Genomic DNA, 12,508 nt, shown 5'->3' with positions numbered 1-12,508 from the left:
AGAATGCAAGATTATCAATTCCCAGCCTGACGGTCTTGCCGTGGCTGCTATCTTGCCGACGATGACGCGCAGCAAACACAGCACTACTTCCGTTCCCGAGGTGGCCACCATCGTTTTCCCCGTGGTGGCCATCGGCGCTTCCGCCGGCGGGCTCGATCCCATCGTCGCCTTCCTCGCCAATGTCCCGCAGGAAAGCGGCATCGCCTACGTGGTGATCCAGCACCTGGACCCCACGCAGAAGGCCATGCTGCCGGAACTGCTGCAGCGCGCCACCAGCATCCCCGTCACGGAAATCACGCACCACGCGGAATTGCGCCCGAACCATATCTACGTGATCCCGTCGAATGCGGACCTGGGCCTGACGAACGGGCGTTTCGTGCTGAGCGAACCGGTGCAGCAGCGCGGGCACCGCCTGCCCATCAATACGTTTTTCGAGAGTCTGGCGGCCGCGCTGGGCGAGCTGGCCGTCGGCGTGATTTTTTCCGGCATGGGCAGCGACGGCACGCGCGGCTTGCAGGCGATCAAGCACGCGGGCGGCCTGACCCTGGCGCAGCATCCCGATACGGCCAAGTTCGACATGATGCCGCAAAGCGCCATTTCCGCCGAAGTGGTGGACCTCGTCGATTACCCCGACAAGATGCCGGACAAGATCATCAGCTATCTGTTCCGCAGCAGTTTCCTCAGCCTGCCGGGTCACGAGCCGAACGGGCGCAACTCGCTGCAGGAAATCGTCGCCCTGTTGTCCGAGCACACGGGCAACAGCTTCACGGATTACAAGATCAACACGGTGCTGCGCCGCATCGAGCGGCGCATGAGCTTGTATCAGATGGGGGCGATGGAAGAGTACGTTCCCTACCTGCGCAGCAATCCGGCGGAAATCGACTTGCTGTTCAAGGAACTGCTGATCGGCGTGACGAGCTTTTTCCGCGACCAGAAGGTATGGGAATACCTGAAGATGGTGGTGTTGCCGCAAATGCTGGCGTCCCACCCGGATGGACGGGCCTTCAAGGCCTGGATACCGGCCTGTTCCACGGGCGAGGAAGCCTATTCGCTGGCCATGGTCTTCCATGAAGTGGTGGCCGGCATCAATCCGCCGTCGAAGTACAGCCTGCAGATTTTCGCCACCGACCTGTCGGCCGACGCCATCGACCGCGCGCGCCAGGGACGCTTTCCGCAGACGATCAGCAGCGACGTGTCCGCCGAGCGCCTGCAGCGCTTTTTCTTGCTGGAAAAGAATGATTTCCATATCAAGAAAGAGATCCGCAACATGATCATCTTTGCCCAGCAAAACATCATTTCGGACCCGCCGTTCACCAAGCTCGACATCTTGTGCTGCCGCAACCTGTTGATCTATCTCAATGCCAAGCTGCAGCAGCGCCTGATTCCCCTGTTTCATTACGCCTTGAACCGCGACGGGGTTTTGCTGCTGGGCAGCGCCGATACGCCCGGCCATTTTTCCGAGCTGTTTTCACCGCTGACCACGTCGACCCGGCTGTATCGCCGCCTCGACAATCTGGCGCGCCAGCGCCTGCCCACTTATTTTCCCACCAAGGTATCGGCGGCATCGCCCCCGGCACCGAGCGACCCGAGAGAAGTCAGCATGACTGGAAAGATCCAATCCCATGTCGAGCAATTATTGCTCCAAAAATATACCCCGGCGGCCGCGCTGCTGAACCAGGATGGCGACATCCTGTACATCAATGGCCGCACGGGCGCCTTCCTGGAACCGGCGGCCGGCAAGGCCAACTGGAATATCCACGCCATGGCGCGCGAAGGCCTGCGCTACGAGCTGGCCGACCTCATCAAGCAGGCGCTGCACAGCGAGAGCGTGATGCGCCTGAAGGGCCTGGTCGTCAAGGACCACCTGGGGCAGTCGCTGGGCGTGGACTTGAGCGCCGAAGCGGTGAGCCAGCCCGAATCCCTGCGCGGCATGGTCCTGGTGACGTTTTCCAGCGCACCCCTGGTGGCAGAGACGCGGCGCGGCCGCTCGCCCAATCCCAAGGTGCTGGAACTGGAACAGCAGCTGGCGCAGGCGCGCAATGAAATCCAGGCCGTGCGCGACGAAATGCAGACGTCGCGCGAGGAGCTGAAATCGGCCAACGAGGAGTTGCAGTCGACCAATGAGGAACTGCAATCGACGAACGAGGAGCTGACCACCTCGAAGGAAGAGATGCAGTCGCTCAACGAAGAGCTGTACACGGTCAATGCGGAGCTGCAGTCGAAGGTCGATGATTTGTCGCTGGTCAATAGCGACATGAAGAATCTGCTCAATAGTACGGATATCGCCACCATCTTCCTCGACAGCGACTTGCGCATCCGCCGCTTCACGGCGCCGGCCACGCAAATCTACAAGCTGATCCAGACGGACTTGCGCCGTCCGCTCAGCGACATCGTCAACGACCTCGATTATCCGGGCCTGGAAGGCGATGCGCTGGAAGTCATCCGCAGCCTTGTGTTCTGCGAGCGGCAGGTACAGACCAAGACGGGGCGCTGGTACAATGTGCGCATCATGCCCTACCGCACCATTGAAAACGTCATCGACGGCGTGGTGGTCACTTTCATCAACATCACGGAATCGAAGCTGCTGGAAGTCCAGCTGCGCCAGATGCAGTCCGGCGCCGCGGCCGGCGGCACGACGGGCGAGAGCGTGTCATGAACGAACCATTCGACGGTGGCAGCACGCCGGCCGGGCTCAGAGAGCAGGCCGAGCAATTGGCGAAACAGCAGGGCCAGCCCGTACCGCCGCCGCTGTCGAATGAAGAGGTGATGCGCCAGCTGCATGAATTGCAGGTGAGCCAGATCGAGCTGGAAATGCAGAATGCGGCCCTGGCCGAGCTGGAACAGCTGAAGAGTGAATTTGAAAGCAGCCGCGACCGGTATGCGCAGTTGTACGAGCAGGCGCCCGTCAGCTACTTCTCGCTGGCGCGCGAAGGCGTCATCACGCGCGCCAACGAGGCCGCCTGCGGCTTGCTGCGGCGCGAAAAGAGCCGGCTGCTGGGACGGCGCTTCGAGCAGTTCATCGCGCCCCAGGCGCAGGGCGGTTTCCGCCGCTTCCTCGACGCCGTCTTCGCCAGCGGCGCGCGGCAGGTGCTCGAAGCGCAGCTGTTCGAGGGCGAGGCGGACGGCACGGGCGGCATGGTGCGCATCGAGGCCAATTTCGATGCCGGCGGCAGCACGGTGCGCATGCTGGTGACGGACCTGGGCGACGAGCACGCGCGCGAATCGGCCTTGCGGCGCGCCTTTGTCATCCTCGATACCATCCGCGAAGGCGTGCTGGTGACCGACAGCGGCAACCGCATCATCTCCGTCAATCCCGCCTTCACGGCCATCACGGGCTACCAGGCGGAAGAGGCCATCGGCCGCGACCCGTCCTTCCTCGGCGGCGGCACGCATTTGCCGCAGTTCTATGCGGCCATGTGGCGCAGCCTGCACCAGGATGGCAGCTGGTATGGCGAACTGGTGAACCGGCGCAAGAATGGCGAGCGCTTCGTCGAATCGCTGTCCATCACGCCCATGCGCGCGCCCGACGGCAGCATCAGCCATTTTGTCGGCGTGTTTTCCGACATCACGGAGCGCAAGCTGGCCGAGGCGGCCCTGCGCGAGCTGCACCGCGAACTGGACCAGCGCGTCATCGACCGCACGGCCGAGCTGCTGCGCACCAATGAACACCTGCAGCTGGAAGTGCAGCAGCGCGAACGGGCGCAGGAAGCCCTGCGCGACGCCGAGCGTTTCTTTCATGCCACCATCGATTCGCTGACGGACCGCGTGCTGGTGCTGGACCAGGCGGGCGACCTGGTGCATGCCAACCAGGCTTGCCTGGCCTTCGTCGGCCAGACGCCCAGGCCGCTGCACTACCTGGAATTCTGCGATACCGATCCGCGCTGGCAGCGCAGTGCCGGGCGCGAGCTGGCTGCCGGCATCCGCGCCGTGATAGCCGGCAGTGCCGATGTGTTTGCCCTCGAATATGAATTCGCCACGCGCGCCGGGCCGCGCTGGTCGCAGGCCCGGGTCAGCCGTTTTCTGGGCGACGGGCCGCTGCGGGTGGTGGTGGCGCACACGGATATCACCGAACGCAAGCTGATGGACGGCGCCCTGCGCCAGTCGCATGCCCAGCTGCGCCAGCTGGCGCTGCACCTGGAAACGGCCAAGGAAGACGAGCGCAAGCGCATTTCGCGCGATATCCACGATGAGCTGGGACAAAACCTGCTGGCGCTGCGCATCGACATCTCCATGCTCAGCGCCCGCACGGAAGGTTCCCATCCGCGCCTGCACCGACGGGTCGGCGCCGTGCTCAGCAACGTCGACACCACCATCAAGAGCGTGCGCGGCATCATGAACGAGCTGCGTCCGATGGCGCTGGACCTGGGCCTGCAGGCCGCCGTCGAGTGGCAGGCGGGCGACTTCCGCAAGCGCAGCGGCGTGACCTGCCACCTGCTGATACGCGACGAGGCGCTGTTCGCCGCCATCGGCAGCCAGGTCGAGATCGTGCTGTTCCGCATCGTGCAGGAAGCGCTCAGCAACGTCATGCGCCATGCCCAGGCCAGCGCGGTCGCGATCGAGCTGAGCTCGGACGCCTGCGCCGTGTACCTGTCCATCAGTGACGACGGCATCGGCATCACGCCCTTGCAGCAGCGCAAGAAACAGTGCTTTGGCCTGATCGGCATTGCCGAACGGGTGACGGCGCTGGGCGGGCACTTCGAGGTGGGGGTGCCGGCGTCGGGCAGCGGCTGCCGCCTGGCCCTGCACATCCCCCTGCCGGGCGCGGCGCGTCCGCCCGCCTGACGCGCAGATTGCACCAGGATAATTTTTTGCCGACCCAGGCGGTCTGGACAGGCTATACTTTCGCCTGCTTTTTATGGAGGGGCATATCTTGTTCAAGACAATCGTACTACCAGTCGCCTTGATGGGCGCGTTCGCCGGCGCACACGCCGACGAAGGGCAGTGGCAACCGCACCAGCTGCCACAGCTGAAAGCCGAACTGAAACGGGTCGGCATCGAAATTCCTGCAGAGAAACTGGCTGACCTGAGCAAGCACCCGATGAGCGCCATCGTGTCGCTGGGCGGCTGCTCGGCCGCCTTCGTCTCCGACGCGGGCCTGGTGGTGACGAACCACCATTGCGCCTACGGCGCCGTGCAGCGCAATTCCACGCCGGAACACAATTACATCACCAACGGCTTCCTGGCCAAGACTCGTGCTAGCGAGCTGCCGGGCGGTCCGAACAGCCTCGTGTATGTGACGGACAAGGTGGAAAATGTCAGCGACCGCGTCCTGAAAGGCTTGACGGCCGACATGACGGGCCGCGCACGCCACGAAGCCGTGGAAAAGCGCGTCAAGGACCTGATCGCCGAATGCGAGACGGACAAGATGTACCGCTGCTCCGTGCCCGCCTTCCACCGCGGCCTCGAGTACTACCGCATCCGCCAGATGATGATACGCGACGTGCGCCTCGTGTACGCGCCATCGGACAAGATCGGCAACTTCGGCGGCGACATCGACAACTACGAATGGCCGCGCCACACGGGCGACTATTCCTTCCTGCGCGCCTACGTGGGCAAGGATGGCCGTCCGGCCGATCCGTCGCCGGACAACGTGCCCTACAAATCGAAAGATTTCCTGGTGGTCTCGGCCGAAGGCTTGAAGGCCGGCGACGGCATCCTGCTGGCGGGCTACCCCGGCCGCACCAGCCGCTACAAGCTGCCGGCGGAAATCCGCTTCGCGCGCGATACGGGCTTCCCCCTGAAAGTGGCGGAACTGCAAGCGGACCTGGCCGTGATGGCCGACGCCACGCAGGGCGACGCGGCCGCAGCCGTGCGCTATGCCAGCGTGGTGAAAAGCATCAATAACGTGCTGAAGAAAACCCAGGGCTTGCTCGACGGTTTTGCCCGCAAGGACATCGCCGCCATCAAGGACGTGCAGGACGCCGAATTCCGCGCCTGGTACGCGAAACAGCCGAACGTGTCGCCGACCCTGCTGGCCGAACTGGACGCGGCGATCGCCACCGACATGGCCCTCAGCGAAGAAGAGTTCGCCTGGACGGTAGCCACCAACAGCGACTTGCTGAAAAGCGCGCGCACCGTCTACCGCCTGTCGCAGGAGCGCCAGAAGCCGGACGCCGAGCGCGAATCGGGCTTCCAGCAGCGCGACCTGGCCTTCATCAAGGCCCGCCTCGCGCGCCTGGAGCAGTCCTACGTGAACAAGGTCGACCAGGCGCGCTTCGAAGCGGGCCTGAAGCGCTACGCCCAGCTGGCGGCCAAGACCCATCCGCAAGGCCTGGACGCGCTGCTGCCGGCACCCGCCGCCGTGGCGGCCCTGTACCAGCAGACCCAGCTGGCCGACACGGCCAAGCGCCTGGCCTGGCTGGAAAAGGACCAGGCCGCCGTTACCCAGTCCGACGATGCCTTCATGCAACTGGCCGTCAAGCTGCAGCCCGTGGAACTGGCGCTGGAAGAGCGCCGCAAGGAAATCGACGGCAACCTGGAGCGCGTGATCCCGCAATACATGCAAGCCGTGATTGCCTGGAAGAAATCGCAAGGCAAGCCGGTGTATCCTGACGCCAACTCGACCCTGCGCGTGACCTACGGCACCGTCTCGCCGTACTCGCCGCGCGACGGCATCACCAAGGGGCCGTTCACGACCGTGGAAGGCATCGTCGAGAAAGTCACGGGCAAGGCCCCGTTCGAAGCGCCGCAAGGCTTGATCGACGCCGTCAAGGAAAAACGCTACGGCCAGTTCCGCGACCCGGCGCTGGGCACCGTGCCCGTCAACTTCCTCACCAGCGCCGACACCACGGGCGGCAATTCCGGCTCGGCCGTGATGAACAAGCGCGGCGAACTGATCGGCCTGAACTTCGATTCGACGTATGAATCGATCACCAAGGACTGGTACTTCGACACGGCCATCACGCGCGCCATCCACCTCGACATCCGCTACATGCTGTGGGTGATGAAGGAAGTGGACCACGCGGACAACCTGCTGCAGGAAATGACCATCAAGTATCCGAAGCCTGTGAAAGCCGCGAAGAAGTAAGTTTCAACGCTAAACCAGCCGCATCCGCCCCAGGGCCGATGCGGCTTTTTTACGTATGAGCAACTAGTTTGTGTTCCATCAATATGCCGGCGTGCCCCATGGTTAGCATGGACGAGGGAGACAAGTCCGAAGGAGGCAATATGGATGATGGCAAGCTGGCAGCCGACCTGGTGCGCCTGTTCGGAGCGGACAGCCGAGTCCAGGACAGCCGCTTGCTGCGCATGGATTTTCCGCACGACGATGGTCCGCCCGATACGGCGCTGCTGGTCAACAGCTTGCGGGCGCACGAGGCAATGTCACGCGACTTTCGCTTCGACGCCGAACTGCTGTCCGACAATCTCCACGTGCCCCTGACAGCGATGATGGGACGCATGGTCACGATTTCGATGGTGCGCGATGATGGCAGCTTGCGCCACTTTAATGGTTATGTCGGCGAATTTCGCCTGTTGCGCAGCGATGGCGGTTTCGCCTTCTACCAGATGGTGCTGCAACCCTGGCTGGCGTTTTCCAGACTGCGCATGGACAACGTCTCGTTCCACGGACGCACGGTCATCGACATCAGCGAAACGACCTTCGAGCATTATGTGCAGCGCGACTGGCAAAACCGCCTGCATGAGGAAAAGGCGATATTAACTTGCGCCAACCAGCACAATGAAACCGATTACAACCATCTGCACCGGCGCTGGGAAGAACAGGGCATCCATTACTGGTATGAACATCGCGCGGACGGTCACACGCTTTGCCTGGGCGACAATACCTGGCTGACCGACAGCATCGACGCAGGCGATGGCCAGGCCGGCGAAGCCGGCGAGATGGTGTTTCGCAGCGGCGCGGGCTCGCTGGAGTGCGACGGCATACGTGATTGGCAGGCCATACGCAAGCTCGCTTCAGGCTCGCTCACGCTGGCCAGCTTCAACTACAAGCAGCCCCATGTCAGCCGCGCCAGCGGCCATGCGCTGCACCAGCAGGGCGACGTGTTTGCCCATGAACTGTATCAGGACACCGGCTATGGCTATGCCGACATGGGCGACGGCGAAGCGCTGGCGCAACGCCGCCTGGAGGAGCATAACTGCCAGGCGCAATACTTCGACGCTGGCGGCAATCACCGCGGCGCCCAGGCTGGGCGCAGTTTCACGCTGGGTGGCCACTTCAGCGGCGAGCCATCCATGCCGGCCAGAGGCGAGGCGGCGCGCCCGGATATCCGCTCGCGCGAATACCTGATACTGTCGGTCGATCATGTCGCCACTAATAATTACCAGGCAGGGACGGGCGCGAAGTCGCATTATGAAAACCGTTTCAGCTGCATCCGCAAGAGCATCCGCTGGTATCCGGGGCGGCAGTTCAACAGCACGCCGTGTAAGTTGCCTGGCGTGCAGACCGCGATTGTCACCGGGCCGGCAGGCGAAACCATCCATACCGACGCGCTGGGCCGGGTGAAGGTGCAATTCCACTGGGACCGACTGGGCAAGTTCGACGCGGGCAGTTCGCCATGGATCAGGGTCATGACGCCATGGGCGGGCCAGACCTTCGGCCAGATCGCGTTGCCGCGCATCGGCCAGGAAGTGCTGATCCAATTTTTGGACGGCAATATCGACCGTCCCGTCATTGTCGGCGCGGTGTACAACGGCAACCATGCGCCGCCGTGGAATCTGCCGGGGCAATGCATGCTGGGCGGCTGGCGCAGCGCCGAACTGATGCCTGGCGGCGGCTACGGCGTGCGTGGCAACCAGCTGGTGCTCGACGACACGCACCAGCGCATCCAGGCGCAACTGAAAAGCGATCATCAGCACAGCCAGTTGTCGCTCGGCTGCATCAGCCGCATCGAAGACGCCAGCGGGCGCAAGGATTCGCGTGGCGAGGGCTGGGAACTGGCGTCCGACGCCTGGGGCGTGGCGCGCGCCGGCCGCGGCATGTTGCTGACCACCGAAGCGCGCCCTGGCGCCGCTTCGCATATCAAGAGCATGGATGAAACGGTGCGCCGGCTGGCCGAGGCTGCCGAGCGGCACAAGGCGCTCGCCGCCCTGGCGCAGCATCACGGCGCGCAGGAAAGCGCCGCCCAGCAGGCTGCCGCCGCCGATGTGCTGACAGCCCAGCATGCCGCCATCCAGGGCGCCGCTGGCGGCAGCGCAGACGTGTTTCCGGAATTGTCAAAGCCGCATCTGGTGCTGGCCAGTCCGGCCGGCATCGAAACGACGACCGCGCAATCGACGCACATCGCCAGCGCCGAGCACACCGCGCTGACGACCGGGCGCGACCTGTCGCTGGCGGCAGGTGGCGGCCTGTTCGCCAGCATCGGCGCGGCGCTGCGCCTCTTCGTGCACAAGGCCGGCATGAAACTGATCGCCGCCTCCGGCATGGTGCACATCGCGGCGCAAACCGATGCGGTCGAAATCGTCGCCAACAAGGTGCTGGAGCTGATCAGCCAGGCCGACTGGGTGCATATTCGCGGCCGCAAAGGCGTGCGCCTGCATGGCGCCGACTGCATGCTCGAAATTGGCGACAAGGTGCAGTTTTTCACGTCGTCGCCGACGCTGTTTCATGGAAACCTGGAAACGCTGGCGCCCAAGAACCGGCCGCAACCCGAGATGGAGCCGCCCATTGCGCCGGTAGCGGGGCAATTGCAGCATACGATACAGGCCCATGCGGATGGCGGTCACTACGCGCAGGTGCCGTACACGCTGTACAAGGGGGACGCGGAAGTCGAACGCGGCTTGACCGACGACTTCGGCCGCATCCTGATCGCGCACGAGGATGGCACGCCGCGCTACCGTGTCGTCCTGGGCAATGGCGAGGAGTTTGCCTTGCAGGCTAGCGCGTGCTTCGATGCCTGCGCTGCGGCGGACGGCGAACAGACGTTGTCGAACCGCGGTGTGCGTGCGTTCGACGACACCGCCGATGGCCGCTGGATGCAATGATTCACGACACTGACGGGAGAGCGCCATGCCGGAACCGACCAGCCGCATCGAAACCACGCACATCGACGAGGTCGGCCGCAGCGCGACCAGTTCGCTTCAGTGGCTGCTGGAAAACCGCAACTTGAAAGGCAAGGCCAGCCACCCGATTACGCATAACAACAAGCTGACGCTGTTCATTTGCGGACAGGAAGGGTTCGCCGACATCGCCGGCGAGATCGCCAGGGCGGAAAAGTCTATCGACCTGTGCTGCTGGGGTTTCGATCCGGGCATGGAACTGGTGCGCGGCAACAGCGCCACCTGGCCGCGGGGCGACACGTTTGGCGACTTGCTGATCGCCGCCGCACGGCGTCACGTCAGGGTGCGCCTGCTGGTCTGGCATGACCGGATCGGTTCACCGATGGTGCACAATATGCCGGGTCATACACACGGCACCTCGCCATGGAAAATCGGTGGACAGCGCGCCGACGATATCGGCGCAAAGGCCAGCCTGGCGATGTTGCAGGAGGCGGTCCAAAAAAAGAAACCGCTTGCAGGCCACGGTTATTCGGGCGAGTACGTCCGGCCCGAGGATATTCCGAAAATGGCGCGTGAAGAATATTGTCACAGCTGGTATGCGGCCGCATTCAAGGGCTTGTTTGGCGGTCTGGAGATACGCTTGCGGCACGGCGACAGCGCGGCAATCAGCAAGAGTATCGCGACCGAAATCAACCGGCCACACGGCTTGACGATGGGGGAAATCGAAAAGCCCGGCATGCAATATCTGGGCACGCATCACCAGAAACCGGTCCTGATCGATTTCGACCACGAAGAAGGGGCGAAGGCCGTCGGTTACGTGATGGGACTGAACTCCGTGACCGATTATTGGGACACGACGGCCCATCTGCTCGACGATATGCGGCGCGAACAGGGCGGCGTCAACGAGCGGCGCGAGTGTTTGCAAGGCATGGCCGCAGATGGCGGATACGCCACGCTGAAACCGTATCAGGATTATGTCTGCCGCATCGACGGCGGCCGCGCGCTCATCGCGCTCTACAACAATTTCGTGAAGGCATGGGATCGCGCGGCCGGCGATCGCACGCATGCGGCGTCCACTGCCAGCGTGAGCCGCGAGTTGCCCCATGGCAGCCCACCGGCGCGGCTGTTACGCAAGGCCGAACCGGGCGACTCCACCGTGCAGATCGTCCTGACGCAGCCCGAGGAGCAAGACAAGACCATCAAGGAAACCTACTTTCGCGCCGTGACCCAGGCCAGCCTGGCGGCCGGCTACCTGTATGTGGAAAACCAGTATTTCCAGTATGAAGAATGGGCCCGGCATTTGCTGGCCGAGCGCCAAAAGGTGGTCGCTGCCTGGAAGGCCGGCAGTGCCAAGGCGGGCAAGACCATGCGTGATATGCCGGTCATGCACGTGTTCATCGTCATTCCGGTGCCGGAACGGGCGCAGATGGTGCCGCGCACCCACGACACGCTGGCGGCGCTGGGACAGCACGCTGGCATGACGGGGCAAAACGAGATGATCGACGACTACAACAAGGCGCCGAAAACCCGGCTTGTCAGGGCGGGATTCGGCATTTCCGCCGAGGTGGCAGTCGAGTTGCCCGACGTGGTGCAGCATTCCAACGGCATCAACAAACCCGGCGTGATGGCGCTCGAGAGCGAATTCGGGCTGAAGGTCTCGGTAGCCATGCTCAATGTCAGCGCGTTCGACAACGATCGCTGGCGCTACCGTGAAATCTATATCCATTCCAAATTGATGCTGGTTGACGACGTGTTCATGACCTTGGGCAGCGCCAACCTGAACCAGCGCAGCATGGCCGTCGACAGCGAAATCAATATTGCCACCGACGATTATCGCGTGGCGCGGGAGCTGCGCAAGCGGGTGTGGCGCATGCATAGCGGCGGGCTGGTCGATGGTGGGGGCGGGACGAAGGCGGAGATTGTGGGTGCTTATCGGAAGTGGGTGGAGTTGATGGGCGAAAATCGCAAGAAAAAATGGGATAAATCTGAAGATGCACTTTTAAAGAAAATGACTGGTTTCCTGCTGCCGCTGGAAGACAAACGCAGCTCCACCATACGTCTGGGGTGATTATGAGTAAAAACGATACCGGTTTTTCCCGCCTGCCATTTGTTGTGTTGGCAGTTCTTCTCTTTATTTCTCTAATCGCCTGCAAAATGCCTAACGACAAAGTCTTGCCACGCAACCAAAGCCTGCCCCTTTTCAATCCGCATGTCACGGATTTTATCTGTGAAATCGAGGCAAGCAAGGTGCCTCTCATCGATGCGCAGGCCGAGGACTGGTTTCTCGCAGCGCGCGCCCTGGAAGATCCTGAAATTTTTGTGGAAGACCGCGATTACAAAAAAATCGTCGATTTGACGCGTCAGGCAGCGGAGCGATTGCACTGGAAGGCGATGCTCAATCTGGCCAGCCTGTATGTGGAAGGGCGCGATCCGTCACATGGTATTGAGGAGGCGGTGCAACTGGTGGAGAAGGCGATGCTGCTGGGCATACCGGCGGCGTATGACCGGATGGGAACATATTATGCGAACGGTACGGGCGTGGCAGGCGATT

5 protein-coding genes and 1 pseudogene are annotated in these 12,508 nt (G+C 62.9%); all 6 read left to right on the top strand.

Features of this window, described 5'->3' with window-relative positions; translation table 11 throughout:
- Positions 1 to 61: 61 nt before the first annotated feature.
- The gene (locus EBS11_RS24005; protein ID WP_290607204.1) at positions 62 to 2,656 is read left to right on the top strand and encodes a chemotaxis protein CheB; all 2,595 of its coding nucleotides are present in this window, start codon (positions 62 to 64) and stop codon (positions 2,654 to 2,656) included.
- On the top strand, positions 2,653 to 4,782 hold the full coding sequence (locus EBS11_RS24000; protein ID WP_290607202.1) for a PAS domain S-box protein: 2,130 nt from the start codon (positions 2,653 to 2,655) through the stop codon (positions 4,780 to 4,782). Before EBS11_RS24005 ends, EBS11_RS24000 begins: the two co-directional genes overlap by 4 nt.
- 88 nt (positions 4,783 to 4,870) lie before the next feature.
- Positions 4,871 to 7,027 carry a S46 family peptidase gene (locus EBS11_RS23995; protein ID WP_365956094.1) on the top strand — a complete coding sequence of 719 codons (2,157 nt, stop codon included), beginning with the start codon at positions 4,871 to 4,873 and terminating at the stop codon, positions 7,025 to 7,027.
- A gap of 98 nt (positions 7,028 to 7,125) precedes the next feature.
- Complete coding sequence (gene tssI / locus EBS11_RS23990) at positions 7,126 to 9,942, top strand: type VI secretion system tip protein TssI/VgrG (protein WP_290607198.1); 2,817 nt, start codon at positions 7,126 to 7,128, stop codon at positions 9,940 to 9,942.
- A 25-nt stretch (positions 9,943 to 9,967) separates the two neighbouring features.
- Positions 9,968 to 12,025 (top strand): phospholipase D-like domain-containing protein, encoded by a 2,058-nt coding sequence (locus EBS11_RS23985; RefSeq protein ID WP_290607196.1) that lies wholly within the window; start codon positions 9,968 to 9,970, stop codon positions 12,023 to 12,025.
- Between the two features lie 2 nt (positions 12,026 to 12,027).
- Positions 12,028 to 12,508: pseudogene (locus EBS11_RS23980) on the top strand (sel1 repeat family protein); the annotation flags it as partial.

Origin of the sequence: Janthinobacterium sp., from assembly GCF_009923995.1 — a bacterium.
GTDB lineage: Bacteria > Pseudomonadota > Gammaproteobacteria > Burkholderiales > Burkholderiaceae_D > Janthinobacterium.
This window is presented reverse-complemented; position numbering and strand designations above follow the sequence as displayed.

Excerpts from the sequence above, each read along its gene's own strand:
- EBS11_RS24000 (WP_290607202.1), top strand. The coding sequence starts at position 2,653 with ATGAACGAACCATTCGACGGTGGCAGCACGCCGGCCGGGCTCAGAGAG.
- tssI (WP_290607198.1), top strand. The coding sequence starts at position 7,126 with ATGGTTAGCATGGACGAGGGAGACAAGTCCGAAGGAGGCAATATGGAT.
- EBS11_RS23985 (WP_290607196.1), top strand. The coding sequence starts at position 9,968 with ATGCCGGAACCGACCAGCCGCATCGAAACCACGCACATCGACGAGGTC.
- EBS11_RS24005 (WP_290607204.1), top strand. The coding sequence starts at position 62 with ATGACGCGCAGCAAACACAGCACTACTTCCGTTCCCGAGGTGGCCACC.